Source organism: Amycolatopsis sp. VS8301801F10 (assembly GCF_046195355.1).
Classification (GTDB): domain Bacteria; phylum Actinomycetota; class Actinomycetes; order Mycobacteriales; family Pseudonocardiaceae; genus Amycolatopsis.
Map to the genome: position 1 here is coordinate 8,057,031 of NZ_CP176065.1, position 25,378 is coordinate 8,082,408.

The following is a 25,378-nucleotide window of genomic DNA, read 5'->3' on the forward strand; positions in this document are numbered from 1 at the left end:
GCGCGAGGTTGCATCCGAGGGGGGAAACTATTTCACCGGGCCGAAGCCTTCCCTCGCACCAGCCCCAGCAGCACCACCCCGGCCAGTGTCACCACCAGCAACAGCACCGTGCTCGCCGACGCGAGAAACACCTGTCCGCGGTCAGTCAGGGAGAAAATGGTCGCCGGGAGCGTCCGCCAGTCCGGTGGATAAAGCATCATCGTCGCGCCCAATTCGCCCATCGACATCGCCAGCGCCAAACCGGCCGAAGCCGACATGGCGGGCAATAGCGCCGGCAACCGCACTCGCAGCAACACTCGCAACGGACGCGCGCCGAGACTCGCCGCGGCCTGGGCTAGCAGCGGGTCAACGCGTTGCAGCGCGGCCGAAACCGTGCTGTAGGCGAAGGGCAGCAGGATCATCAAGTGTCCAACCAGGACGATCCAGCGCGTGCCGTTGAACGCCAGCGGCGGACGGCTGAACGCCACCAGCAACGCCAGCCCCAGCACCACCGACGGCACCACGATCGGCAGGTGGAACAGCGAGTCCGCGATCCGGCGCAGTCGCGGCGGCGCGTGGTCGACGGCCAGCGCGGCCCAGGTCCCGAGCAGCACCGAGACCAGCGACGTGATCATCCCGGTCTGCACGCTTACCGACAAGCTCGCGAAGGTCTCACCGGACAACGCCTCGGCATAATGCGAACCGGTGAGCCCGCTGGGCAGCACGCCGGTCCAGCTGCCAGCGAACGACGCCAGCACGATCATCACCAGCGGCGCGGCCACCACCCCGAGGAAAACCACGCCGAACACCAGCCACACCAGCAACCGGCTACGCCGCGTCCACAGCAGCACGACGGCCTCCCTTCCCAACCACTCGCCGGTAAACCGCGTAGAGCACCAGCGACAGCACCACATTCACTACCGCGACCACCGAAGCCGCCGGGAAGTCGAATGTGACGATTCCCTTGCCGTACACCAGCATTGGCAACGTCGAAACACCCTTGGCACCGAGGAACAAGACGATGCCGAACTCGTTCATCGTCAACAGCAGCACCAGGCACGCGCCGGACGCGAGCGACGGCAACGCTTCCGGCAGCACGACTCGCCACAACACCCTGCCTGGCCGCGCGCCGAGGCTCGCCGCCACGTCCAATTGCGCCGACGGGACTTGGCTGAACGCGGCGAGCGCGGGCCGCATCACGAAGGGTGTGTAGAAGGTGATCTCGGCGAGCAGCACGCCCCACGGCGAGTACAGAAACCCCGCGGTACCAAAGACTCCCGCGCCGCCGTAGAGGAAGGTGAAGGCCAGCGCGATCAGGAACGACGGGAACGCCAGAACGGTGTCCACGAGCCGGGCGAGCAGCGTCGCTCCGGGAAACGGGACGAACGCGACAATGAGCGCGAGGAACCCGCCGAGCAGCACGCAACCGACCGTGGAACCCAGTGCCAGCAACACCGTCTGCCAGACCGCTCGGCCGAATTCCGGCGACGACAGCACCTGCGTCCACACCGAAAGCCCGAAACTGCCGTCCTGTGCGGTGAACGACTGCAAGAGCACCAGCACCAGCGGGTAGCCGAAGAAACCGGCGACCACGAGCGCGGGTGGGAGCAGCCAGCCGATCCGGTACCGGCGGTGCCGCGAACCGCGCCGAGCGGGGGCGACCGCGGCGGTGCCGAGTGCGAGGCCGGTCATCCGCCCACCCCCACCAGCGGGCAGCCGTCCGGAATGGACACTCCGACGCGATCGCCGACTGCGGGCAGCACGGGACTGTCCGGCACCTCGGCGCGGATGTCGCAGACCTCGTCGGTGAGCCGCAGGTCGAGCCGGTACCCGGAACCGCGCCACTGCACGCCGCGCACCAGCGCGGGGAAGGTGTCCGGCCCGGGTTCGCCGACCGAGATCCGGTGCGGCCGCACGCCGAGCGCCACCGGCCGCTCCGGCTGGAGCGGGCCGGACGGTTCGGCGGACAGCTCCCGCCCGGCCAGCCGGACCGTCGCGACCGTCCCGTCCGCACGCACCAGCTCCACCGGAATGAGGTTCGCCGCGCCGAGGAAGCTCGCGGTGAACTCGGTGGCCGGGCGGCGGTAAAGCTGTTCGCACGGACCGAGTTCGACCAGCCGGGAGTCGCGCAGTACCGCGATCCGATCGGCGAGCGCGAGTGCTTCGCTCTGGTCGTGGGTGACGTAGATCAGTGTCGTGTCGGGCAATTCTGCCCGCAGCCGCAGCAGTTCCGCGACCATGTCCTCACGCAGCGCGGCGTCCAAAGCGGACAGTGGTTCGTCGAGCAGCAGCACGTTGGGCCGGATCGCGAGCGCCCGCGCCAACGCGACCCGTTGCTGCTGCCCACCGGACAACTCGCGGGGATATCGGCGCGCGTACTCGCTCATCCCGACCAGTTCCAGCACCTCGCCGACGCGCTTCGTCACGTCTGCCCGGCGCATCTTCCGCGCCTTCAGTCCAAACGCGACATTGTCGGCGACGCGCTGATGCGGGAAGAGCGCGTAACTCTGCACTACCACGCCGAGACCACGCCGGTGCGGCGGCAGGTCGGTGACGTCCTGGCCGTCGAGCAGCACCCGTCCGGCGCTCGGCCGGAGGAACCCGGCGAGCGCCTTGAGCGCGGTCGACTTGCCGGAGCCCGACGGCCCGAGCAGCGCGAGCGTTTCGCCGCGCGCGACCGAAAGATCCAGCGGGGCAAGCGCTTGCGTCGCTCCGAAATGGACGGATACGCCGCGGAACTCTACTGCCGGAGTCACTGTCCGGTGGCCTTCCGGTACGCGGCGAGGTCGGCGTCGAGGCGGCCGAGGACGGCGTCCCAGTCCGGAGTCCAAATGTCCACTCCGGACATCGCGGCGGTGATCTTCTCCGCCTTCGGACCCTGCGGTTTGACGTCGGCGCGGGCCGGGATGCCGTACGCGTCGCTGGCCTTGGCCTGGGTTTCCGGCGAGAACAGGAAATCGAGCAGTTTGCGAGCGTTGTCCGCGTGCGGCGCGTTGGTGACCAGACCGGCGAAGTACGGCAGCGCGAAGGTGGACCGCTTGCCCTGCGCGTCGGCCGGGAAGAACACCGAGAACCCGCCGCTCTTGTCGATCTCGGCGAGGTTCATCTGCAGGTCTCCGTTGGCGACGAGCACCTCGCCCTTCGCCACCTTCGGCTGCAGTTTGCCGGTGGACGACGACGGCCCGACGTTGTTCGCCTGCAGACGGCCGAGGTAGTCGAGCGCACCCTGCTCGCCGAACACGTGCTGAGCCTGCAGCAGCACGGCGGTGCCGTCGCCCGCCTCGCCGGGCGTCGAGTACTGGAGCTTGCCCTTGTACTTCGGGTCGAGCAGGTCGTTCCAGGTTTTCGGAGCCGGATTCGCCTGCTGCGGGTTGCAGATGAAGGTGAGGTAGTTGTTCATCAGGGCGTAATAGCGGCCCTGCGGATCCTTCTGCGCGGCCGGAACCTGGTCGACGCCCTTCGGCGCGGACGCGGCGAGCAGGCCTTCCTTCGCCGCCTGCTGGACGAACGGCGGGAGCGTCACGAGGACGTCGGCCTGGGTGTTGGCCTTTTCCTTGCCCACGCGCGAAACGACCTCGGCGGAACCGGCGGTGACCGCCTGGACGGTGATCCCGGTCTGCTGCTTGAACTCGGCGAACCGGGCGTTGTACCAGTCCTCCAGCCCGTCCGCGGTGTACACGGTGACGGTCTGGTCGCCGGACGCGCCGCCCGCCGTGCCGCCGCACGCGGACAGCAGGCCGGCGAGGGCCGCGACGAGAGCGACGACGGTCGCTTTCCGGATTCTCATGGCTGATTGGCTCCTTCGAGTACGGCGGGGAGGGCGGAGACGGAGTCGAGAACGTGGGTGGCGCGCGCGGCTTCCAGCTCGCCGCGGCCGCTGGCGCCGGTGAGCACTCCGGCGACGATTCCGGCGCCGGCGGCGAGACCGGTGCGGACATCAGCGGGGGTGTCGCCGACGACCGCGATGTTGCGAACGTCGGTGACCTGCAGTTTCAGTGCGGCAGCGAGGACCAGGTCGGGATACGGACGGCCGCGCACGCCTTCGCCGGGTGCGAGCGCGAGGTCGGCGAGGTCGCGCCAGCCGAGCGCGTCGAGCAGCGCGCGCTGGGTCGTGGGCGCGAAACCGGTGGTGAACGCGACCCGGACGCCTTGCTCGCGCAGGCCTCGGATCGTTTCCTCGGCGCCGGGGACCGGCTTGCACTCCCCGGCCGCGACCAGCCGTCCGTACGAGCCCTCGAATTCGGCGTTCGCGCGCTGGGCGAGGTCTTCGTCGCCGAGCAACGCGCGGAACACGGTGATCTTCGACTGGCCCATGGTTTCCCGGACGTAGTCGAGCATCCCGGCGTACCGTTCGTCCTCTTCGGACACTCCGGCGGCCGCGATGGCCGCGGTGAAAGCACGTTCGACGAGTCCGTCGTCCGCGACGGTGGTTCCGGCCATGTCGAACACGACGAGTTCGGTGGTCACCAGCCCAGCTCCTTTGCGGTGTCTTCGGCGATTGCGGGCGAGCAGGTCATCCCCCGGCCGCCAGGGCCGGTGACGAGGAAAGCGTTGCCGGACAAGCGTTCCCGGTGCACGACCGCGGCCTGGTCGGTCGCCTGGGCGTACACGCCAGCCCAGCGGCGCCGGATCTTCGGCAGCGGTCGGCCGAGCAACGCGCCCGCCACTTCGGCGAGGTGGTCGTACGGGTCTTCGGTGACGTCGAAGGAGAACGGCTGCGCGTATTCGTGCGTGTCGCCGATGGTGAGCGAACCGTCGCGACGCTGGACCATCAGCAGCTGCATCGCGTTCCGCGCGGCGACTTCGCCCTGCGGCTGGCGTTCGTTCATCGCGTCCAGCGCCGTGCCGCGATAAGCCGGGTAGTACCGGAAGCTGTCGCCGTCCGCGACGCTGGTGGGCAGCGGCTCGTCCAGCGGTTCGGTCTGCGCCATCTGCAGCCGGACCCGGCGCACCGGGATCTCGCCCGCGATCTCGCGGACCAGCCCGCCGAGCCACGCGCCGGTGCAGAACACCACGACGTCGCCCTCGTGCCGCTCACCGTGATCGTCGACCACGCCGTTTTCCGTCAGGTTCCGCACCTCGCGGCCCGGCAGCCAGCGATAACGACCGCTCGCTTCGAGCGCTTCCCGGAGGGCGGGCTGCGCGGTCCGCGGTTCGACCGCCGCGTCGCGCTCGCACCACAACGCTCCGGCGAAGTTGCCGCGCAGAGCCGGGTTCAGTGCCCGGGTCTCCTTCGCGTCGAGGAGTTTGAAGCCGCGCTCGGCTGCTTCCGGCCCGGCCACGACCTCCTGCGCGACCGCCAGTTCGGCGTCGGTGCGGACGACCGTCAGCGAGCCATTGGCCCGGAAACCCAGCGCGGGCACGCGTTCGCCGATCCGCTCCCACAGCTCCCGGGCGCGCACCGCGGTCTCCAGCTCCGGCCCGGCGGCGCGCCCGCCGACCCAGACCAGCCCGAAGTTGCGGACGGACGCTCCGCGCGCCTCCGGCTCGCGTTCGAGCTGAAGGACTTCGTGGCCGCGTTCCACGGCCTGCCAGGCGTGCTGGGTGCCGAGCACGCCGCCGCCAACGATGAGGATTCGCACGGCCGCAACAGTCGCCGCCCGCGCTCAACGGAGCCTGTCGGCACGGGGAACGCCAGGTGAAGCAGCCTCGAATATTGGACCGGATGAGTTACCGTTCCGTTATCTTTGTCGTGGGCCAGGCCGAGCACTGCGGTGAAGCGCACGACCGGCATCGGATACGCGGCCACGCCCGTGTGTCGCGTTTCGCGCAGACTTGAGCGCGCCGGAGCGTTCGATGCTGGGAAACGAACCGGCGGCACCGGATGCGACAGCTACTCGACGCGGTTCAGGCGCGTCACGAAGCTCAGCCGGTCGCCGCGGTACAGCGACCGGACCCGCTCGAACGGCTCGCCGTCCGGACCCCACGACACGCGGTGCATCAGCAGCATCGGCAGAGCCGGGTTCGTGCCGATGAGCAGGGCTTCGCGGGGGGTCGCGAGCACGGTCTCCACGCGTTCCTCAGCCCCGTCGAAGACCACGCCCAGCTCGTCGCGCAGGTAGGCGTACAGCGACTGCTCCGGGTCGAAATCCTCCAGCAGCGTGGGGAACTTGTCGGCGCGGAGGAAGGTCGATTCGAGGCCGACGCGCTCGTCGTCGGCGAGCAGGACGCGTTCCAGGTGGAGCACCTCGTCGGCTGGTTCGATCCGCAGGTCGGCGGCCAATCCGGTGCCCGCGGCGCGGCGTTCGAGGGTGATCAGCGTGCGACCGGGCCGGATGCCCTGGCGGCGCAGGCCTTCGGTGTAGCTGACGAGCGCGAGCGGCTGGACCAGCTTCGGCGGAGCGACGTACGTGCCGCTCCCCTGCCGTCGCGACAGCCTGCCTTCGAGGACCAGTTCGCCCACCGCCTGCCGGACCGTCGCGCGGGAAACCTCGAACCGTTCGCACAGTTCGCGTTCCGTGGGCAGCGCGCTGCCTTCGCCCAATTCGGCGATGACGGCCAGCAATTCGACCTTCACCGCGTAGTAGCGCGGCACGCGGCCGTGGTCCGGGATGCCGTCGCGGATCGGTCCGTCGGCGGACAGGCGGGACAGCGGCGAAGTCGGGGGCACGAGACCCGAGCCTATGCCAGACGCGCGGCGCGTGGTTCGCTGTCTCGCGAACTGACCCATTGGAAGGACTCCGCAATGCCTTTGGCCCGCAGGCTCGGCCTCGCCGACGCCGTTTTCATCGGACTCGGTTCGATGATCGGCGCCGGCGTTTTCGCCGCGTTCGCCCCGGCCGCGCGCGCCGCGGGTTCGGGATTGCTGCCCGCGCTCGCCGTGGCGGCGTTGGTCGCTTACTGCAACGCGACTTCTTCCGCCCGGCTCGCCGCGCGGTATCCGGAATCAGGTGGCACCTATGTGTACGGACGCGCTCGCCTGGGTGAATTTTGGGGATACTTGGCGGGTTGGGGATTCGTCGCCGGGAAAACGGCGAGCTGCGCGGCGATGACGCTGACCGTGGTCGCGTACGCCGCGCCCGGACTCGGTCAGCCCTGGCGGAGTTTGCTCGCGGTGGGCGTGATCGGAGTGGTCACCGGCGTGAATTGTCTCGGCGTGCATCGCTCTGCTTTGGCGACCCGGGTGATCGTTTGCCTCACCCTCGTCGTGCTCACCCTGTTCGCGGTTTTCGGATTGGCCGGCCCGCACGTTTCGCCGTGGCTCCCGTTTCACGGCGGCGGAATCCTCGAAGCGGCCGGTTTGCTGTTCTTCGCGTTCGCCGGTTATGCCCGGCTGGCCACGCTGGGCGAGGAAGTCCGCGACCCGGCGCGCACCATTCCGCGGGCCATTCCGCTCGCTTTGGGACTGACGCTCGTGGGGTACGCCGTGGTGGCGGTGGTGCTGCTGGTGACCTTGGGACCGGCCGGGATCGGGGCGAGTGAAGATCCGCTCGCTTCGGCCGTTCCGTGGCTGTCGCCGGTGATTCGAGCCGGGGCCGTGGTGGCCGCGTCGGGTTCGTTGCTGGCCTTGGTGCTGGGCGTTTCGCGGACGACGCTCGCGATGGCCCGGGACGGGCATCTGCCGCGATTCCTGGCCGCGGTGCATCCTCGGTTCTCGGTGCCGCACCGGGCGGAGCTGACGGTGGGCGCAGTGGTCGCAGTGTTGGCTACGACGACGGATTTGCGTGGTGCGATTGGGTTTTCGTCCTTCGCGGTGCTCGCTTATTACGCGGTGGCGAATGCTTCCGCGTTGACGCTTCGCCGGGACGAGGGGGCCGCGCCGAAGGTGGTCGCGGCCGGCGGATTGGCGGGGTGTGCAGTGCTGGCCTTCAGCTTGCCGCTCGCCTCGGTGCTCAGCGGGTGTTTGGTGCTGGGGCTGGGCGTGGCGGCGTACTTCGTGCGCCGCCGGGTGGTCGCGCGCTGAGTCCTGCTCCCGGCGCGGTGCGCGAAAGTCCCCCTCGCTCCGCCGTGGCCCGACTGCTTCGATAAGCGCACATCCGCAGGTCAAGGCTGCTTTTTACCTCCGTCGCCGGTGCCGAAATCTGCCGGATCTGGTGAAGAATCCGAAAGATCCGAAGAAAGTTGGTTGTCCACTTACCGCGGCTCTGGTGTAGTCGTTTGGTCACCGCACGACACCTCCCCGCCCCCGGGAGCGGAAGCTCCACAGTGGACACCGGAAGGACCATCCCCTTGGCCGACAAGCGAAACTTCAGCATGCTCACGCGAATACTGGCAGGCGCGGCAGCCCTCGCGGCCGCCGCCGGACTCGCGACGCCCGCCGTGGCGTCGACGCCGCCGTCGCCGGGCGCGGAGCCTCAGGTCGTCGGCGGAACTCGCGCCAGCCAAGGGGAATTCCCGTGGATGGTCCGGCTTTCGATGGGCTGCGGCGGCGCGCTGTACACGAACCAGATCGTGCTGACGGCCGCGCACTGCGTCGACCGCACCGGAGCGGACTCGTCGATCACCGCGACGCTCGGCGTGGTCGATCTGCAGAGTTCGAGCGCGAAGAAGGTGCGCTCGAGCTACGTCTACCGCTCCCCGACGTACGACTCCACCGGCGGCGACTGGGCGCTGATCAAGCTGGCGAGCCCGGTGAGCGGCATCCCGACGCTGCCGATCGCGAAGAACGCCGACTACAACTCCGGCACGTTCACCATCGCCGGCTGGGGCGCGGCCAAGGAAGGCGGCGCGCAGCAGCGCTACCTGCTGAAGGCCGAGGTCCCGTTCGTGGACGACTCGACGTGCCAGGCCCAGGGCGGCGACTACGCAGACCTGAAGCCAGACGCGGAACTCTGCGCGGGCAAACTCGACACCGGCGGCGTCGACACCTGCCAGGGCGACTCCGGCGGCCCGATGTTCCGCCGCGACGGAGCAGGCGACTGGATCCAGGTGGGCATCGTCAGCTGGGGCGACGGCTGCGCCCGGCCCCACGCACCCGGCGTGTACACCGAGGTGAGCACGTTCGCCCCCGACATCGCCGAGGCGGCCGGGAAGCTCTGACCCCCTGCTTGCCGAGCCGGGCACGGGACTCCGAGGGGTTCCGTGCCCGGTTTGGGCGGCGTTTTCCTGGTGTGGGAGCCGCATGTGGAGGGTGGGGCTGAAGCGAAGGGCGCGAGGCTATGTCGTTGGCAGGCCTGCGCTACGCCAGTGGGCGGGAGTGCGGCTGATGCCGAACTACGCGGGACCGGAGTGCCGGAAACTGCGGCCGCGCAGCCAATCCGAGGCAGGTTCCCCAGTGTGCGGGCGTGCGGCTACCTCCGACCAACACGGGACCCCGGGCGGCGGGAATTGCGGCCGGGCAACCAACCCGAAGCGGGCTCCTTAGTGCGCGGGAACGCGGCTACCGCCGACCAACGCGGCACCCCCGGGCACCGGAACTGCGGCCAACCCGAAGCAGACACCCCTAGCGCGTGGGAATGCGGCTACCTCCGACCAACGCGGGACCCCGGGCGGCGGGAACTGCGGCCAGGCAACCAACCCGAAGCGGGCTCCTTAGTGCGCGGGAATGCGGCTACCGCCGACCAACACGGCACCCCGAGCACCGGAAACCGCGGCCACGCAGCCAATCCGAGCAGGCTCCCCACCGTGCGGATCCCATCGCCGAACGCAGGACAGGCGCGCCGAGGCGCAGTAAGCCGCGCAAGGTCCCGCGCCGGGAAACCGCAGGAGCAGCCGGATCCCCACCACTCCGCGCTTCCGGCGAGCAAGTGCGAAACGCGCCGCCGGAACCAGGAACCTAACCCGCGGGAAGCCCGACGTTCCGCTCCTCCAGCGCCCCCCGCAGCTCGGCGAGCACCGCGGTCACCGTCGCGAGCCGGTCCTCCCCCGCCACCGAGCCGATCAGCTCGTCGAGCTGCTTCCGGAACGTCTTCTCCATCGCCGCGGCCAGCTCACGTCCGGCGGGCGTCAGCTCGACCAGCGACGACCGCCGGTCCTCCGGATTCGGCACCCGGCGCGCCCACCCCCGCGTTTCGAGCCGGTCGATGCCCTTGCTGGTCGCCCCGATCCCGATGGCGAAGTTCACCGCGAGGTCCGCGACCCGCGACCGCGGATGTCGCGCCAGGTACTGCAGGAACTCGAACTGCGCCGCGCCGATCCCGTGCTCGGCCTTGAGACCGTCGCTCACCGCGTTGTAGATCCGGGTCTCGCAGCGCACCAGATGGTCGAAGAGCTGCCCGTTTGCCGAAGTACCTTCCATGGCATATAGTCTAGCATTACATGCCACGGAATATACTTCCCAAGAATTCTCAGGAGAGCAGATGAGCAGGGAACAGCGCCGCGCGGTCGCCGAGCAGCTGCGGCAGGCGCCGGAGCGGCCCGCGGCGACGACGATCGACCAGATGCGCGCCGGGTTCGCCGCGTTGATGAGCCAGTACCCGGTGCCGACCGAGCATCGCGAAACTCCGACCACGCTCGCCGGGCGGCCAGCCGTCCTCGTCGAGCCGCCAAGAGACCCGCGGCCGGGCACGATCCTGTACTTCCACGGCGGCTCCTTCTCGCTGGGCTCGCCGCACACGGCGATGGCGCTGACGGCGAATCTGGTCCTGCGCACTGGAATCCGCGCGCTCTCGCTGGACTACCGGCTCGCCCCCGAGCACCCGTTCCCCGCCGGGATCGAAGACGGCGTCGCCGCCTACCGCAGCCTGCTGGAGGACCACGACCCGTCCTCGATCGTCTTCGCGGGCGACTCCGCGGGCGGCGGCCTGTCGGTGACCACCACCCTGGCCGCCCGCGACGCGGGACTCCCGCTGCCCGCCGGGATCGTCGCGTTCTCGCCGGGCCTCGACCACACCTATTCCGGGAAGTCGATGGTGACCAAGGAGGAGACCGACCCGTTCTTCACCAGGGAAAGCCTGAGCAAGACCGGCCAGCTGTACCTGGCCGGCGCGAACCCCGCCCAGCCGCTCCTCGCCCCGGCGGTCCACGCCGACCTGACCGGCTTCCCGCCGATCCTCCTGCAGGTCGGCTCGAACGAAGTCCTGCTGGACGACGCGGTCCGGCTGGCAGAACGCGCCCGCGAGGCAGACGTCGACGTGCTCCTCGACATCACCGCCGACGTCCCGCACGTGTTCCAGACCTTCACCGACACGCTCGACGAAGCAGGGCAAGCCCTGGACCGGGCCGCCCTGTTCATCAAGCAGCGCCTCGGCTGAACCTCAGCGGATCTTGTCCAACCGGGAAACAGTCTCCTCGAACCCCCGCACCAGGTCCGCCATCACCTCGGCCACCGGGCGGACCCGGTCCATCCTGCCGACGATCTGGCCCACCGGCATCGACACCACCGACGGGTCCGCGGCGGCGTGGATTCGGTTGTGGGCATGGGAAACCAGCAGGTTCTGCAGCGGCATCGGCAGCGGTTCCGGCGCGTCCGGCGCCGCCCAGGCTTCCGTCCAGCGGGTTTTCAGCAGGCGGGCGGGTTTGCCGGTGTAGATCCGCGTGCGGACGGTGTCCGCGGAAGTCGCCGCGACCAGTGCGTTTTGCATTGCCTCCGATTCGGGCATCGTTTGGAGGTATTCCCGCGTCGCGAGCCAATACGAGCCCATCCACGCGCCCGAAGCGCCCAAAGCCAGTGCCGCGGCGACCTGGCGGCCGGAGCCGATTCCTCCGGCCGCCAGCACCGGGGCGCGGTCGCCGACGGCGTCGACGATTTCCGGGACCAGCACCATGGTCGCGATTTCGCCGGTATGGCCGCCTGCCTCATGTCCTTGCGCGACAACGAGATCCACGCCGTTGTCGACGTGCCGGGCGGCGTGCGAGCCCTTTCCGGCCAGGGCCGCCACCGGGACGCCCGCGTCGTGCGCGCGGGTGATCACGTCGACCGGAGGCGAGCCCAGTGCGTTGGCGATGAGGCTGATCCGGTGGTTCAGCGCGACGTCCACATGGGACCGGGCGACCGAGTGCAGCCAGCCCAGCACCCCGGCGCGTTCGTCGGTGTCGTCGGGCAGCGGCGGGACCGCGAGATCCTTCAGCACTTTGTCGACAAACGCCCGGTGGCCCGGCGGGATCAGCTCGTTCAGGTCGGTCTGGGTGCCTTCGGAAGGGATCTTCGCCGGCATCACGATGTCGACGCCGTAAGGCTTTCCGTCAGTGTTTTCGTCCATCCAGGACAGCACCGCGTCGAGTTCGGCGGCGTCGTTGAACCGGACGCAGCCCAGCACGCCCATGCCGCCCGCGCGGCTGATCGCGGCCGCGACGTGCTCCGACGGGGTGAATCCGAAGATCGGCACCTCGATGCCGAACCGGTCGCACAACGATGTGCGCATGCGCCCTCCTAGGCGGGTTCGTGTTCGGCGGCGTACCGCTGGGCCCACGGATAATCCGGCTTCCCGCTCGGCGAGCGGCCGATTTCCTCGGCCAGCCACACCGTCCGCGGCACCTTGTACCCGGCGATCTCGGTCCGCACGTGCGCTTCCAGCGCGGCCAGATCCGGTTTCACGCCGGGCCTCGGCTGGACGACGGCGGCGACGCGCTGGCCGAGCCGGTCGTCCGGGATGCCGATGACCAATGCGTCGAAAACGTCCGGGTGCGATTTCAGCGCGCCTTCGACTTCTTCCGGATACACCTTTTCGCCGCCGGTGTTCACGCACTGCGATCCCCGGCCCAGCAAGGTAACCGTGCCGTCTTCCTCGTAGCGTGCGTAATCGCCCGGCACGACGTAGCGGACGCCGTCCACTTCAGTGAAAATAGTGCGGGTTTTCTCCGGATCGCCGTAATAGCCGAGCGGGACGTGGCCGCGGCGGCCGATCAAACCGACCGCTCCGGGTTTCGGTTCGACCACTTCGCCGTTGTCGTCCAGCAGGATGGCGTCCTTGCCGAAGTTCACTCGCGGACCGGCGGAATGGTCAGAATCCTTGCCCACCATGCCAATTCCGGTGAATCCGCTCTCCGACGAGCCGATCGCGTCGGTGATCACGACGTTCGGCAGCATCTCCAGGAATTCCTGTTTCACCGAATGCGAGAACAGCGCCGCGTGGCTCGACACCGCGACCAGCGACGACGCGTCGTAATCGCCGGAGCGGTACGCGTCCACGAGCGGCCGCGCCATCGCGTCGCCGACGATCGTCAGCACCTGCACCTTGTGCTCCTGCACCGCGCGCCACACGTCGTGCGCGTCGAACTGCGGGACGAACACCACCGGGCTGCCGGTGAACAGCGCGCCGAACGCGGCCCACTGCGCCGCCCCGTGGATCAGCGGCGCGGCGGGCAACCGCACGAGCGAACCCGATTTGCCTTGTTCGCTGAGCGTCCATTCGTCCGGCACGTACTCGCCGGTGACGAAGTTGATGCCGCCGCCCAGCGCACGCCAGATGTCCTCGTGCCGCCACAGCACCCCTTTGGGGTAACCGGTGGTGCCGCCGGTGTAGAGGATGTACAGATCGTCGGCGCTGCGCTCGCCGAAGTCGCGTTCGTCCGACTCGGCCGCGAGCGCCGCCTCGTACTCGACGCCGGTCTCGTACGGCGTGCCCGAACCGTCCTCGACGACTACAACGTGTTTCAGTTTTGGCGTTTCCGGCAGCACCGCCGCCACCCGGTCGGAGTAGCGCCGCTCGTGCACCAGCGCCACCAGGTCGGCGTTGGTGAACAGATAGCGGAGCTCTCCGTGGACGTAGCGGTAGTTCACGTTCACCGCGATCGCGCGCAGTTTGTACGCGGCGAACATGGCTTCCAGTGCTTCGATGGAGTTCCGGGAATAGACACCGATGTGGGAGCCGGGTCCCACGCCGTGCGCGGCCAGGTGGTGCGCCAGCTTGTTCGCGCGCTTCTCCAGTTGCGCGAAGGTGACCTGGCGCGGTCCGCACACGACCGCGACGCGTTCCGGCACGGCGTCGACGGCGTGCTCGAGTAGATCCGCGATGTTGAGTGCCACGCACCCAAAGTAGAACATGTTATCGTTCTGGGCAATGACCCCGGCCAGCTGAGAAGGAGGCCCCGGTGGCCGAACCCCACGCACTCGTCAGCCTCGAAGGCCACACGCTCGTGGTGACGATGAACCGTCCGGAAGCCCGCAACGCCCTCACCGGCGAAATGCTCTCGATCATGGTCGAGGCCTGGGACCGGGCGGATTCCGACGACCAGGTGCGCAGCTGCGTCCTCACCGGCGCCGGCGGTGCGTTCTGCGCGGGCGCGGACCTGAAATCCATGTCCCGCAACGCTCCCGACAAATCCTTCTCGAACGGCTCCTTCGACCCGAGCCGCATCGAAGGCCTGCTGAAGGGCCGTCGGCTGACCAAACCGCTGATCGCCGCCGTCGAAGGCCCGGCCATCGCGGGCGGCACGGAAATCCTGCAGGGAACGGACATCCGGGTGGCCGCGGAAAGCGCGAAATTCGGCGTCTCGGAACCCCGCTGGGGCCTGTTCCCGATGGGCGGCTCGGCCGTGCGGCTGCCCAGGCAAATCCCGTACACCGTCGCCGCCGACCTCCTCCTCACCGGCCGGCACATCACCGCCGCGGAGGCCCGCGACATCGGACTGGTAGGCCACGTCGTCCCCGACGGTCAAGCGCTGACTCGCGCGCTGGAACTCGCTGAACTGATCAACGACAACGGCCCGCTGGCGATACGCGCGATCCTCAAGACCATCCGCGACACCGAAGGCATGCACGAGGAAGACGCCTTCAAACTGGACGCGAAGTACGGCATCGAAGTCTTCGCCTCCGCGGACGCGAAAGAGGGCCCGAAAGCCTTCACCGAAAAACGAAAGCCGAACTTCCAAGGCCGCTGACCACTGTCGGTGAGGGGCGCCCTGAGGGAACCCAGGGTGCCCCTCACCGACGTTCAGCCCACCCGGCTGAGGGGTGGTGGCCCACCTTCACGACACGTATCGCTCCCGCAACTTCCTCTTGTACAACTTCCCATTCGGATCCCGAGGCAGTTCCGGCAAGTAATCGACGGACCGGGGCAGCTTGAACCGAGCCAACCGAGTCTCCGCATAAGCAAGCAACTCAGCCGTCAGCTCAGCCGACCCCTCGACCCCCTCGGCAGGCTGCACCACCGCCTTGATCGCCTCGCCCCAATCCTCGTGCGGCACCCCGAACACGGCCACATCGGCCACCTTCGGATGCATCACCAGTTCCCCCTCGATCTCCGCCGGGTAAATGTTCACCCCGCCGGAAATGATCATGTCGGCTTTGCGGTCGTGCAGGAACAAATACCCGTCCTCGTCCAGATGCCCGACGTCACCCAACGTGAACAGATCCCCGACCCGGGCCTTCTCCGTCTTGGCCTTGTCGCGGTGGTACTCGAACTTCGAGTCGCCCATCTTCATGTACACCGTGCCGGTCTCGCCGGTCGGCACTTCGTTCCCGTTGTCGTCGAGAATCCGAATGGTCGACCCCGGCCACGGCAACCCGACCGACCCCGGCTTCCGCAGCCAGTCCTCGCCGGAAATCACCGTCCCGCCGCCCTCGGTCGCCGCGTAGTACTCGGTGACCACCGGCCCCCACCACTCGAGCATCTTCCGCTTGACCTCGAGCGGACAAGGCGCGGCCCCGTGAATCATCACGCGCAGCGAACTGAGGTCGTATTTCGTGCGCACCTCCTCCGGCAAAGCCAGCAAGCGGCGGAACTGCGTCGGCACCATATGGCTGTGCGTCACCCGATGCCGCTCGATCAACCTCAGCATTTCCTCGGCGTCCCACCGGTCCATCAGCACCGCGGTATGCCCCAGCTGCAGCGAAATAGCCACGAAATTGAGCACCGCCGTGTGATACAGCGGCGACCCGCACAAATGCACGTGATCGTCGAACGGCCGCAACCCGAACACTCCGAAGAACCACGTCGACGCGGCGGGCACCTGATCCGGATCCGCTCCGGTCAACGGCCGCTTGACGCCCTTGGGCCGCCCGGTCGTGCCCGAGGTGTAGAGCATCGGCGACCCCGAGGTCCGGTTGTCCGGCCGCCCGTCCCCGAGCCCCGCACCCAGTTCCTCGACGCGACGGAAGCCCGGCACCGACCCCACGGCGAACCGCGCCGACGCGGACAGTCCGGCCTCGTCGGCCGCGGCCGCCGCGACGTCCGCGAACCGCTCGTGCGCCAGAAACGCCTTGGCTCCGCTGTCGGAGAGGATGTATGCCACCTCCGGTCCGACGAGATGCCAGTTCACCACCACCACGTACAGCCCGGTCTGGATCGCCGCGAAGTGCGCCGCGACCAGGTCGTCGCCGTTCGGCAGCAGCAGCACCACCGCGTCGCCGACGCCCAGTCCCAGCTCGCGCAGCCCCGAGGCGTACCGGTTGGCTTTCGCGGTCAGTTCGCCGTAGGTGATTTCCCGCCCGTCCGGATCCACCAGCGCCACCCGGGCGGGCTCGGCCGCGGCGATGGTCCACAGTCCCAGGTCCATCCTTCAAATCTAGAACGCGTTCCACATAGACACAACAGGTTCCTTGCCTCGGATTCGAGAACGTGTTTCACTCGGAGCCGTGACGGTTTCGGATGCCCCTCTGTCGGCGCCGCTCAACGTCGGCTTCGACTACACCCGTTCGACCGGCCCGGTGCTCGGCCGGTTCGTCAACGCGTTGCGCGAACGCCGGATCGAAGGCGTGCGCGGCAGCGACGGCCGCGTGCACGTGCCGCCGGTCGAGTACGACCCGGCCACCGCGGACCCGTTGACGGAGTTCGTCCCAGTCGCCAGCGAAGGCACCGTGGTTTCCTGGTCCTGGTGCGCGGATCCGCTCGACGGCCAGCCGCTGTCGCGCCCGTTCGCCTGGGTGCTGGTGAAACTCGACGGCGCGGACACCAGCCTGCTGCACGCGCTCGACGCCGGCTCGCCGGACAATGTCCACATCGGACAGCGCGTTCGCGTGCGATGGGCCGACGAGACGGTCGGCCACATCCGCGACATCGCGTACTTCCTGCCCGCGGACGCGCCGGACACCACGCCCACCGAGGCTCCGCCGCCGGTGGCGGAACGCGAAGACGGCGCACCGGTCAGTGTGATCATCACGCCGGTGCACCTGAAATACCAGCATTCCGCGTCGCCGGAGGAAAGCCGGTACCTGCGCGGTCTCGCCGAAGGCCGGATGCTCGGCCAGCGCTGCCCGGAATGCGGCAAGGTGTACATCCCGCCGCGCGGCGCGTGCCCGGTCGACGGCGTGCCGACCACCGACGAGGTGGAACTGCCCGACACCGGCATCGTCACGACGTTCTGCATCGTCAACGTGCCGTTCCTCGGCCAGCGGATCAAACCGCCGTACGTCGCGGCCTACATCCTGCTCGACGGCGCCGACATCGCGTTCCTGCACCTGGTGCTCGGGTGCGCCGCCGAGGAGGTCCGGATGGGCATGCGCGTGCGCGCCAGCTGGCGGCCGCGCGAGGAATGGTGGACGTCGCTGGAGAACATCAGCCACTTCGAACCCACCGGCGAGCCGGACGCCGCGTACGAGACCTTCGCCCACCACCTGTGAGGAACCATGCCTGAAGTAGCCGTAGCCGGTTTCGCGCAGGCGCCCAACGTCCGCAAGACCGAGGGCACCACCAACGGCGTGGAAATGCTCGTGCCGATCCTCGCCGAAGCCTTCGCCGCCACCGGACTGTCCAAACAAGACATCGGATTCTGGTGCTCTGGGTCCTCGGATTACCTTGCCGGGCGCGCGTTTTCGTTCATCGCCGCGGTGGACGCGCTGGGCGCGTTCCCGCCGATCCACGAGTCCCATGTGGAAATGGACGCCGCCTGGGCGCTGTATGAGGCGTGGCTGAAGATCCGCACCGGCGAGGTCGACACCGCGCTCGTGTACGGCTTCGGCAAGGCCAGCGCCGGACAGCTCCGCCGGGTCATGGCGATGCAGCTCGACCCGTATCTCGTCACTCCACTGTGGCCGGACTCGCTGGCGATCGCCGGACTGCAGGCCCGTTTAGGCCTCGAGGGCGGGCTGTGGTCCGAAAAGGACATGGCCGAAGTCGCCGCCCGTTCCCGGGCAGACGCGGCGAACAATCCGGCCGCGCAGCTGTCCGGAACCGTGGACGCCGCCGAACTGCTCGACACTCCGTATGTCGCCGATCCCCTTCGCGCACACGACATCGCGCCGGTGACGGATGGCGCGTCGGTGATCATTCTGGCGTCGGAGGAACGAGCCCGCGACCTCGTGGAGCGGCCCGCGATCATTTCCGGGCTGGAGCACCGGATCGACTCGCCCGTGCTCGGCGCGCGCGACCTCACGCGCTCCCCCTCCACCGCCGCGGCGGCCGCCCGGCTCGATCTCGACGGCGTCGAACTGGCCGAATTGCACGCGCCGTTCACGCACCAGGAACTCATCCTGCGCCGCGAACTCGAGCTTGACGACAGCGTCCGGATCAGCCCGTCCGGCGGCGCGCTCACCGGGAATCCGATGTTCTCCGCCGGTCTCGCGCGGATCGGCGAAGCAGCCGCGCGGATCCATCGCGGCGAGGCGGCGAAGACGCTCGCCCACGCGACCAGCGGACCTGCCCTGCAGCAGAACCTCCTCGCCGTGCTGGAGGCACGATGACGAAACAGCTCGCCGCGGTGCTCGGAACCGGGCAGACGCACCACCGCGCGAAGCGCACCGACGTGTCGATGGCCGGCCTGCTCCGCGAAGCGATCGACCGTGCGATGGCGGACGCCCAGGTCGGGTGGGACGACATCGAGGCCGTCGTGATCGGCAAGGCGCCGGACCTGTTCGAGGGCGTCATGATGCCCGAACTGTTCCTCTCGGACGCGTTGGGCGCGAACGGGAAACCGCTGATCCGCGTGCACACCGCGGGTTCGGTCGGCGGATCGACCGCGCTGGTCGCGGCTTCGCTGATCCAGTCCGGCGTGCACCGGCGCGTGCTCACGGTGGCCTTCGAGAAGCAGTCCGAGTCGAACGCGATGTGGGGTCTTTCGATCCTGCCGCCGTTTCAGATGCCGGTCGGTGCTGGGGCCGGCGGCTACTTCGCGCCGCACGTCCGGTCGTACATTCGCCGTTCCGGCGCGCCTGAACACATCGGCGCGATCGTGGCGGCGAAGGATCGGCGCAATGGCGCGTTGAATCCGTTCGCGCATTTGCAACAGGCGGACATCACGGTCGAATCGGTGCAGGCGTCACAGATGCTGTGGGACCCGATCCGGTACGACGAAACGTGTCCGTCCTCCGACGGCGCCTGCGCGATGGTGCTCGGCGACGAAGCCGCCGGGGACGCCGTGCCGGGCGGTGCGGCCTGGATCCACGCGACGGCGATGCGGACCGAGCCCACGACGTTCGCCGGACGCGACCAGGTCAGCCCGCAAGCCGGTCGCGACGCGGCAGCGGCGTTGTGGCGCGACGCGGGCATTGTCGACCCACTGTCCGAAGTGGACGTCGCGGAGATTTACGTGCCGTTCTCCTGGTTCGAGCCGATGTGGCTGGAAAACCTCGGCTTCGCTGCCGAAGGAGAGGGCTGGAAGATCACCGAGGCCGGCGATACGGCGATCGGCGGACGGCTGCCGGTGAACCCGTCGGGCGGCGTGCTGTCGTCGAATCCCATTGGGGCGTCCGGGATGTTGCGGTTCTCCGAAGCGGCGAAGCAGGTGATGGGCCGCGCGGGCAAGTACCAAGTGGACGGTGCCCGGGTCGCGATGGGACACGCCTACGGCGGCGGCTCGCAGTACTTCAGCATGTGGGTCGTGGGGGCAGCCAAGCCCTCGTGAGTGGCAATCCCGGTTCTAACCGGGATTGCCACTCACGACCCCTTCCGACGCCCCCTCAACGCGAACAACGTCCCCAACGCGCCCACTACAGCCCCCAGCAGCGCCGCCTTGCCGCTGTTCTGCTTGGGCGCGATGATCGGCCGCAGCTGCGTCGCCGCCGGGGGCTGGACCGGCTTGCGCGGCGCGTCGCGGGCGGTCGCGGTCCAGGCCGTGATGTAGATGAGCATCCGGGCGATCAGCGAGATGAAGAACAGCAGACCGATCACCGAACCGAACGCCACGCCGGACGGCGATTTGCTGATCAGGTTCAGGTAGAACCCGCCGGCCAGTTTGAGCAGTTCGAAGCCGATCGCCGCGGCGACCGCGCCGCGCATCGCGCTGCGCCAGCCGACGCGTTCCCGCGGCAATCGGGTGAGCACCCACAGGAAGACCATCCAGTCGGCGAGCAGCGCCAGCGGCACCGAGACGAACGACAGCAGATTGTGCCCCCAGCTCGTGTCCTCGACGCCGACGAGCCCGAGCAGCGAGCGGCCGACCGCGGTGCCGGACACCGAGATCCCGAAGGACACCAGCAGCGCCGCGGCGAGGCCGAGCAACGCCAGCACGTCCATCAGGATCGTGCGCAGCAGCGGCCCCTCCGACCGGTTCTGGCCGTACATCGCGGTGAGCGCGTCCCGCAGCGCGTTCATCCAGTTCCAGCCGGAGTACAGGCCGACGACCAGACCGGCGACCCCGACGCCGGTGCGCTGCTCCACGAACCCGGTCAGGATCGACGACACCTGCGAGCCGATCGGGCCGGGCAGCGAACCGGAAATGCTGCGGACCAGCGCGTCCAGCAGATGCGGCTGCGTCGCGAGCACGAACCCGGCCGCCGACGACGCCAGCATCAGGATCGGCACCAGCGAGAGCAGGCTGAAGTAGGTGATCGACGCGACGTAGTGGTAGCCGCCGTAGTCGATGTACCGGTTGGTGGCGCGCGCGATGTGGTCCAGCCATCGGTACCGGGCACGCGCGCGGGCCCATCTGCTCGGCCCGGGGGTCTTGCGGGAACGCTTCACCGTCACTGTTTACCCAGCGGACGCGCTGTTTGTCGCAAAAGACACGCATTCAGGCCAGTACGACCGGGGCGTGCCCGTCGTCACGCGGCAGCGGCTCGTCGGTCGTGGCGAAGACGGTCGCGCCGAGGAAGTCGAGTTCGCAGCCCAGCGTCGCGAGGAACGGGGTGTCGGCGGCGTCGCGTCCGGTCGCGATGCGGAGCATGGTCTGCCGCGGGGCCAGCCGGGTGGCGTCGAAGACATACCAGCGGCCGTCGATGCCTGCTTCGAAGACCGCGTGGAAGTCCATCGGCTGCAAACCCGGGGCGTACACCGAGGTGTAGCGCGCGGGGACATCCACGAGTCGGCACAGTGCGACGCATACGTGCGCGAAGTCGCGACAGACGCCTTCGCCGGCGAGGAGCGTGTCGATGGCGTCGTAGGTGGGGCCGCCGGAGCCGACGACGTACGCGAGCCTTCGGTGTACGTGGTCGACAATCGCCTGCACTCGCGCCCGTGCGCCGGTCAGCTCCCCGATGCCCGGCGGCAGCAGACCGCCCATCCGGTCGGACGGGCAGTACCGGCTGGGCCGCGTGTACCGCGCGATGTCGGCGAGCGTGACGGGTTCGGCGTTGCCGCGATGCAGCACGCGTTCGCCGTGGTAGGTGACGCGATGCTCGCCCTCGGCGAGGTCGTAGACCTCCGCGCGGGTGCCGTGTTCGAACTCGGCGGTGCGCGCGGAACCGGCGTCGGACACGGTGAGCTCGCCGGCGTCCGCGCGCACGGCGGCGACCGAGATCGCGGCGAGACCGGGTTTCGTCACCCGGACGCCGAATTCCACGTCCACCGTCGTGCGCACGGGGCCATCATGCCGGTGCGTCGCGTTCCTTGCCGGGCAGGCGGTCCGCCCGGGCGTTTCGCCTGCTCAGGCGTAGCGGACCTGGTAGTGCTTGATCCCGTTGAGCCAGCTGGAACGCAGCCGCTCGGGCGCGGAGACCTCGGTGATGCCCGGCATCACGTCGGCGATCGCGTTGAAGATCAGGTCGATCTCCAGCCGGGCCAGGTTCGCCCCGATGCAGTAGTGCGAACCGGTGCCGCCGAAGCCGACGTGCGGGTTGTCCTCGCGCAGGATGTCGAACTTGCCGGGCTCGTCGAAGACGTCGGGGTCGAAGTTGGCCGAGCTGTAGAACATCCCGACGCGGTCGCCCTTGCGGATCTGCGCGCCGCCGAGTTCGGTGTCGCGGGTCGCGGTGCGCTGAAACGCGACGACCGGCGTCGCCCAGCGGACGATCTCGTCCGGCGCGGTCTTCGGGCGCTGCTCCTTGAAGATCTCCCACTGCTCCGGGTGGTCCAGGAACGCCTTCATGCCGTGCGTGATCGCGTTGCGGGTGGTCTCGTTGCCCGCGACGGCCAGCAGGATCACGAAGAAGCCGAACTCGTCGGAGCCGAGCGATTCGCCGTCGACGTCGGCCTGGACGAGCTTCGTGACGATGTCGTCCATCGGGCAGCGGCGGCGGTCCTCGGCCATGTTCCAGGCGTAGCCGACGAGTTCCGCCGACGCGGCGATCGGCTCGAGGTCGTATTCCGGGTCGTCGTAGGCGATCATCTGGTTGGACCAGTCGAAGATCTTGAGCCGGTCCTCCTGCGGCACGCCGATCAGCTCGGCGATCGCCTGCAGCGGCAGCTCGCACGCGACGTCGGTGACGAAGTCCCCGGAGCCCTTCTTCTTCGCCTCGGACACGATCCGCTCGGCACGGTCGCGCAAGGTGTCCTCGAGCTTCGCGATCGAGCGCGGGGTGAAGCCCTTCGACACGATGCGGCGGAGCTTGGTGTGCTGCGGCGCGTCCATGTTCAGCAGGACGAGCCGGTTGGCGTCGAGGCCCTCGGCGGTCATCTGGTCGTCGAACCGGATGATCGCGGTCTTTTCCCTCGACGAGTAGAGCTCGCTGTCGCGCGAGACCGCCTTGACGTCGGCGTGGCGCGTGACGACCCAGTAGCCGTCGTCGCCGAATCCGGCGGTGTTGTGGGGCTGCGGGTTCCACCAGACGGGCGCCGTGCGGCGGAGTTCGGCGAACTCCTCCAGGGGCAGCCGACTGGCGTAGAGATCCGGATCGGTGAAGTCGAAACCGGCGGGCAAAAGCGGGGCTGCCACGGCTTGGCCTCCTGCGCGGGATCGGCGGTGATACCCAACTGCAACGCGTTCTATGACCCCAGTAGAGCATACGGTGTTAACCAACGGAACCACCGTGAGTGAAACCTGTTTACTTTACCGTTCCAGAACCAATCCGTGCAGGTGAGCGCTTGCTCAGCCGACCGTGATCGACTTCCGCGCTGTCGTGCGGCTGCTTGTCATTAACAGGAACGTGTTCTAGTTTTGCGAGGGACGGAGCTTCGGAAGGGGACACTCGTGGGCGAACCGGTGATCGTGGCCGCGGCACGCACGCCGATCGGCAAGCGCGGCGGCTGGCTGTCCGGCCTGCACGCGGCCGAACTGCTGGGCGCGGCGGTGCGCGGGGTGGTCGAACGGGCGGGCATCGATCCGGCCGAGGTGGAGCAGGTGATCGGCGGGGCGGTCACGCAGGCGGGCGAGCAGTGCGGCAACCTGACCCGCACCGCGTGGCTGCACGCGGGCCTGCCGGAATCGACCGGGGCCACGACGATCGACGCGCAATGCGGTTCGGCGCAGCAGGCCGCGCACCTGGTCGCCGGCTTGATCGCGGCGGACGCGATCAGCGTCGGCGTGGCGTGCGGCGCGGAGGCGATGAGCCGGGTGCCGCTGGGCGCGAACCGCGGCGAGGGCGTCGGCTCCCCCAAACCTGACGCGTGGTCGATCGACATGCCGGACCAATACGGTGCGGCGGAACGGATCGCGATCCGGCGAGGCATCACGCGCGAGGACGTCGACGCCTTCGGCGTGCGGTCGCAAACCAACGCCGCGGCCGCGTGGGCAGCCGGGCATTTCTCCCGGGAGATCGTGCCGGTCCAGACGGAAGCCGGTGTGGTGGACCGGGATCAGGGCCTGCGGGAGACCACAATGGAGGGTCTGGCGCGGTTGAAGCCGGTGGTGCCGGACGGAATCCACACGGCGGGCTCGTCGTCCCAGATCTCCGACGGCGCCGCGGCGGTGCTGCTCATGGACGCGTCGCTGGCCCGCTCGCTGGGCTTGCGCCCGCGCGCCCGGATCCGGCGGCAGGCCCTGGTCGGCGCCGAGCCGTACTACCACCTGGACGGCCCGGTCCAGGCTACGACGCGGGTCCTCGACGCGGCCGGGATGAAGATCGGCGACATCGATTTGTTCGAGGTGAACGAGGCCTTCGCGTCGGTCGTGCTTTCGTGGCAGCGCATGCACAATCCGGACGAGTCGCGGGTGAACGTCAACGGCGGCGCGATCGCGCTGGGCCACCCGGTGGGGAGCACCGGCGCGCGGCTGTTGACGACCGCACTGCACGAACTGGAACGCCGCGACGCGACGACGGCCCTGGTCTCGATGTGCGCCGGCGGGGCGATGGCGACCGCGACGATTCTGGAGCGGATCTGAGCTGACGGCCGCGTCGGGGTTGGGTTGGGCTGGCTGGTTTTTGCGTGGTTGGTGCCGGTTGTGCTGCGGCAGGAGGGTTTCGCGGGAGTCCGGTTCGATGGCGCGACCGCCGCTCGGTTCGATGGCGCGGCCACCGCCCGGTTCGATGGCGCGGCCCCCGCTCGGTTCGATAGCGCGGCCGCCGTCCGGTTCGGTGGTGCGCCGTCGCCCGGTTCGATAGCGCGGCCGCCGTCCGGTTCGATAGCGCGGCCATCGCCCGGTTCGTTCTCCGGCCGTCGGTTCCCGTGCCTCCGGCCGCGCGCGCCGAACCGCCGGACGAGGCCGAAAGCCGCTGTCCGGGCACCGCTTACCCCCGCGCCGCTCCGGTTTGAACTGAAACCGCGTGCTAAGGCCGGTCGTCAGTCCAGAAGCAGAACGGATGCCCAGCCGGATCCAGCAACACGCGCACCAGCTGTTGCGGCTGGAACTCCGCCACCCGCGCTCCGGCGGCGACCGCCTTCGCGACCGCGGCTTCCAGCGCCGCGCGTCCGTCGACCTCGAAGTCGAGGTGCAGCTGCATCTGCTGCTCCCCGGGACCGGCGGGCCACGCCGGAGGCACATACCGCGACTCCAGCTGAAACGACAGCCCCGCCCCGCCGCCGGACGGACGCAAGGTGACCCATTCCGGCTCGTCAGTGCAGATCGGCCACCCGAGCAGTTCCCGGTAGAACTCGGCCAGCGCCCGAGGATCCGGCGCGTCGAGCACGGTGGACGTGAGTTTCATCAGCCCAGGTTAGGGCCGCTCGCGCTGTTCACTCCACGCTCCTTCGCGCTCCTTCCTGTCCTCCGCCGCTCTCTCCGCCGCTGACGCTCCCCGCGCCCACCGCTCGCTCCGGCCTCCCGCGCGCCCTCTCCTACATCACCGCTTCCTCCTCGCCTACCGCGCTCCCTCCCGACACTGCCGCTTCCTCCGAGCCTCCCGCGCACCGTCCCCGACACCACCGTTCCCTCCGAGGCTCCCGCGCACCATCCCCGCACCGCCGCTCCCTCCGCACCTCCCGCGCACCCCCTCCGACACCACCGCTTCCTCCGAGCCTCCCGCGCACCCCCTCCGACACCACCGTTCCCTCCGAGCCTCCCGCGCACCCTCCCGACACCACCGCTCGCTCCCCGCCACCCGCTCCGGCAAGTCGCCCGGCCCTCGACCCCGACCACGCCCGCCGCGGGCTGCCTGGCTCTCCCCTCGGCT

The 25,378-nt window shown here is 69.2% G+C and carries 23 protein-coding genes; 8 read left to right on the forward strand and 15 right to left on the reverse strand.

From position 1 onward, the window contains the following. Window positions 1-32: 32 nt before the first annotated feature. From F9C11_RS36900 to F9C11_RS36930, 7 genes are all read right to left on the reverse strand, one after another. Window positions 33-830: an ABC transporter permease gene (locus tag F9C11_RS36900; RefSeq protein WP_409181968.1), complete on the reverse strand. Its 798-nt coding sequence runs from the start codon at window positions 828-830 to the stop codon at window positions 33-35. After that, window positions 808-1,671 carry a 2-aminoethylphosphonate ABC transporter permease subunit gene (locus F9C11_RS36905; protein ID WP_409181969.1) on the reverse strand — a complete coding sequence of 288 codons (864 nt, stop codon included), beginning with the start codon at window positions 1,669-1,671 and terminating at the stop codon, window positions 808-810. The genes F9C11_RS36900 and F9C11_RS36905 overlap by 23 nt, the downstream gene beginning before the upstream one ends. Continuing rightward, window positions 1,668-2,735 (reverse strand): ABC transporter ATP-binding protein, encoded by a 1,068-nt coding sequence (locus F9C11_RS36910; protein WP_409181970.1) that lies wholly within the window; start codon window positions 2,733-2,735, stop codon window positions 1,668-1,670. The genes F9C11_RS36905 and F9C11_RS36910 overlap by 4 nt, the downstream gene beginning before the upstream one ends. Then, window positions 2,732-3,766 carry a 2-aminoethylphosphonate ABC transporter substrate-binding protein gene (locus tag F9C11_RS36915; protein WP_409181971.1) on the reverse strand — a complete coding sequence of 345 codons (1,035 nt, stop codon included), beginning with the start codon at window positions 3,764-3,766 and terminating at the stop codon, window positions 2,732-2,734. The genes F9C11_RS36910 and F9C11_RS36915 overlap by 4 nt, the downstream gene beginning before the upstream one ends. Next, a complete protein-coding gene (locus F9C11_RS36920) occupies window positions 3,763-4,449 on the reverse strand; it encodes a phosphonatase-like hydrolase (RefSeq protein WP_409187056.1) in 687 nt (228 codons plus the stop codon). The genes F9C11_RS36915 and F9C11_RS36920 overlap by 4 nt, the downstream gene beginning before the upstream one ends. Beyond that, window positions 4,443-5,561: a TIGR03364 family FAD-dependent oxidoreductase gene (locus tag F9C11_RS36925; protein ID WP_409181972.1), complete on the reverse strand. Its 1,119-nt coding sequence runs from the start codon at window positions 5,559-5,561 to the stop codon at window positions 4,443-4,445. The genes F9C11_RS36920 and F9C11_RS36925 overlap by 7 nt, the downstream gene beginning before the upstream one ends. Before the next feature lie 251 nt (window positions 5,562-5,812). Continuing rightward, window positions 5,813-6,589 carry a GntR family transcriptional regulator gene (locus F9C11_RS36930; RefSeq protein ID WP_409181973.1) on the reverse strand — a complete coding sequence of 259 codons (777 nt, stop codon included), beginning with the start codon at window positions 6,587-6,589 and terminating at the stop codon, window positions 5,813-5,815. 75 nt (window positions 6,590-6,664) lie between these two features. On the opposite strand from F9C11_RS36930, the gene F9C11_RS36935 reads away from it, so the two are divergent. Both F9C11_RS36935 and F9C11_RS36940 read left to right on the forward strand, forming a co-directional pair. Further along, window positions 6,665-7,882, forward strand: coding sequence for an APC family permease (locus F9C11_RS36935; protein ID WP_409181974.1), 1,218 nt, complete (start codon window positions 6,665-6,667; stop codon window positions 7,880-7,882). A gap of 266 nt (window positions 7,883-8,148) precedes the next feature. Next, window positions 8,149-8,958 (forward strand): S1 family peptidase, encoded by an 810-nt coding sequence (locus F9C11_RS36940; protein WP_409181975.1) that lies wholly within the window; start codon window positions 8,149-8,151, stop codon window positions 8,956-8,958. Between the two features lie 736 nt (window positions 8,959-9,694). Here F9C11_RS36940 and F9C11_RS36945 read toward each other — a convergent pair. Then, window positions 9,695-10,156, reverse strand: coding sequence for a MarR family winged helix-turn-helix transcriptional regulator (locus tag F9C11_RS36945; protein ID WP_409181976.1), 462 nt, complete (start codon window positions 10,154-10,156; stop codon window positions 9,695-9,697). A gap of 61 nt (window positions 10,157-10,217) precedes the next feature. Here F9C11_RS36945 and F9C11_RS36950 point away from each other — a divergent pair, with 61 nt between their 5' ends. Next, window positions 10,218-11,111: an alpha/beta hydrolase gene (locus F9C11_RS36950; protein WP_409181977.1), complete on the forward strand. Its 894-nt coding sequence runs from the start codon at window positions 10,218-10,220 to the stop codon at window positions 11,109-11,111. Between the two features lie 3 nt (window positions 11,112-11,114). On the opposite strand, the gene F9C11_RS36955 is transcribed toward F9C11_RS36950, so the two are convergent. Both F9C11_RS36955 and F9C11_RS36960 read right to left on the reverse strand, forming a co-directional pair. After that, entirely contained in the window at window positions 11,115-12,221 is a 1,107-nt protein-coding gene (locus tag F9C11_RS36955; RefSeq protein WP_409181978.1) for an NAD(P)H-dependent flavin oxidoreductase, read from the reverse strand. A gap of 8 nt (window positions 12,222-12,229) precedes the next feature. Beyond that, window positions 12,230-13,825 (reverse strand): acyl-CoA synthetase, encoded by a 1,596-nt coding sequence (locus tag F9C11_RS36960; RefSeq protein WP_409181979.1) that lies wholly within the window; start codon window positions 13,823-13,825, stop codon window positions 12,230-12,232. 65 nt (window positions 13,826-13,890) lie between these two features. On the opposite strand from F9C11_RS36960, the gene F9C11_RS36965 reads away from it, so the two are divergent. Next, window positions 13,891-14,679 carry a crotonase/enoyl-CoA hydratase family protein gene (locus F9C11_RS36965; RefSeq protein ID WP_409181980.1) on the forward strand — a complete coding sequence of 263 codons (789 nt, stop codon included), beginning with the start codon at window positions 13,891-13,893 and terminating at the stop codon, window positions 14,677-14,679. Between the two features lie 87 nt (window positions 14,680-14,766). Here the strand turns inward: F9C11_RS36965 and F9C11_RS36970 are convergent, their stop codons facing one another. Continuing rightward, window positions 14,767-16,296 carry an acyl-CoA synthetase gene (locus tag F9C11_RS36970; RefSeq protein WP_409181981.1) on the reverse strand — a complete coding sequence of 510 codons (1,530 nt, stop codon included), beginning with the start codon at window positions 16,294-16,296 and terminating at the stop codon, window positions 14,767-14,769. Between the two features lie 79 nt (window positions 16,297-16,375). On the opposite strand from F9C11_RS36970, the gene F9C11_RS36975 reads away from it, so the two are divergent. Genes F9C11_RS36975 through F9C11_RS36985 form a run of 3 tightly spaced genes read left to right on the forward strand, consistent with a single transcriptional unit; the run spans window position 16,376 to window position 19,578 of the window. Beyond that, window positions 16,376-17,359, forward strand: a complete 984-nt coding sequence (locus tag F9C11_RS36975; protein ID WP_409181982.1) for a Zn-ribbon domain-containing OB-fold protein — start codon at window positions 16,376-16,378, stop codon at window positions 17,357-17,359. Between the two features lie 6 nt (window positions 17,360-17,365). Next, window positions 17,366-18,418 (forward strand): thiolase domain-containing protein, encoded by a 1,053-nt coding sequence (locus tag F9C11_RS36980; protein WP_409181983.1) that lies wholly within the window; start codon window positions 17,366-17,368, stop codon window positions 18,416-18,418. Next, window positions 18,415-19,578, forward strand: a complete 1,164-nt coding sequence (locus tag F9C11_RS36985; RefSeq protein WP_409181984.1) for a thiolase domain-containing protein — start codon at window positions 18,415-18,417, stop codon at window positions 19,576-19,578. The genes F9C11_RS36980 and F9C11_RS36985 overlap by 4 nt, the downstream gene beginning before the upstream one ends. A gap of 32 nt (window positions 19,579-19,610) precedes the next feature. Here the strand turns inward: F9C11_RS36985 and F9C11_RS36990 are convergent, their stop codons facing one another. The 3 genes from F9C11_RS36990 to F9C11_RS37000 form a co-directional block, all read right to left on the reverse strand. After that, complete coding sequence (locus tag F9C11_RS36990) at window positions 19,611-20,642, reverse strand: YhjD/YihY/BrkB family envelope integrity protein (protein WP_409181985.1); 1,032 nt, start codon at window positions 20,640-20,642, stop codon at window positions 19,611-19,613. Between the two features lie 43 nt (window positions 20,643-20,685). After that, window positions 20,686-21,471, reverse strand: a complete 786-nt coding sequence (locus F9C11_RS36995; RefSeq protein ID WP_409181986.1) for a transglutaminase-like domain-containing protein — start codon at window positions 21,469-21,471, stop codon at window positions 20,686-20,688. Between the two features lie 66 nt (window positions 21,472-21,537). Next, the gene (locus tag F9C11_RS37000; protein WP_409181987.1) at window positions 21,538-22,764 is read right to left on the reverse strand and encodes a cytochrome P450; all 1,227 of its coding nucleotides are present in this window, start codon (window positions 22,762-22,764) and stop codon (window positions 21,538-21,540) included. A 255-nt stretch (window positions 22,765-23,019) separates the two neighbouring features. Between F9C11_RS37000 and F9C11_RS37005 the strand changes: the two genes are divergently transcribed. Next, window positions 23,020-24,150, forward strand: a complete 1,131-nt coding sequence (locus F9C11_RS37005; protein ID WP_409181988.1) for a steroid 3-ketoacyl-CoA thiolase — start codon at window positions 23,020-23,022, stop codon at window positions 24,148-24,150. A gap of 385 nt (window positions 24,151-24,535) precedes the next feature. Here the strand turns inward: F9C11_RS37005 and F9C11_RS37010 are convergent, their stop codons facing one another. Beyond that, on the reverse strand, window positions 24,536-24,913 hold the full coding sequence (locus tag F9C11_RS37010; protein WP_409181989.1) for a VOC family protein: 378 nt from the start codon (window positions 24,911-24,913) through the stop codon (window positions 24,536-24,538). Window positions 24,914-25,378: the final 465 nt, after the last annotated feature.

What these genes read in the sequence shown, in the direction of transcription:
- F9C11_RS36980 (WP_409181983.1), top strand. Translation starts at nt 17,366, where the DNA reads ATGCCTGAAGTAGCCGTAGCCGGTTTCGCGCAGGCGCCCAACGTCCGC.
- F9C11_RS36970 (WP_409181981.1), bottom strand. Translation starts at nt 16,296, where the DNA reads ATGGACCTGGGACTGTGGACCATCGCCGCGGCCGAGCCCGCCCGGGTG.
- F9C11_RS36950 (WP_409181977.1), top strand. Translation starts at nt 10,218, where the DNA reads ATGAGCAGGGAACAGCGCCGCGCGGTCGCCGAGCAGCTGCGGCAGGCG.
- F9C11_RS36935 (WP_409181974.1), top strand. Translation starts at nt 6,665, where the DNA reads ATGCCTTTGGCCCGCAGGCTCGGCCTCGCCGACGCCGTTTTCATCGGA.
- F9C11_RS36905 (WP_409181969.1), bottom strand. Translation starts at nt 1,671, where the DNA reads ATGACCGGCCTCGCACTCGGCACCGCCGCGGTCGCCCCCGCTCGGCGC.
- F9C11_RS37010 (WP_409181989.1), bottom strand. Translation starts at nt 24,913, where the DNA reads ATGAAACTCACGTCCACCGTGCTCGACGCGCCGGATCCTCGGGCGCTG.
- F9C11_RS36955 (WP_409181978.1), bottom strand. Translation starts at nt 12,221, where the DNA reads ATGCGCACATCGTTGTGCGACCGGTTCGGCATCGAGGTGCCGATCTTC.
- F9C11_RS36915 (WP_409181971.1), bottom strand. Translation starts at nt 3,766, where the DNA reads ATGAGAATCCGGAAAGCGACCGTCGTCGCTCTCGTCGCGGCCCTCGCC.
- F9C11_RS36945 (WP_409181976.1), bottom strand. Translation starts at nt 10,156, where the DNA reads ATGGAAGGTACTTCGGCAAACGGGCAGCTCTTCGACCATCTGGTGCGC.
- F9C11_RS36985 (WP_409181984.1), top strand. Translation starts at nt 18,415, where the DNA reads ATGACGAAACAGCTCGCCGCGGTGCTCGGAACCGGGCAGACGCACCAC.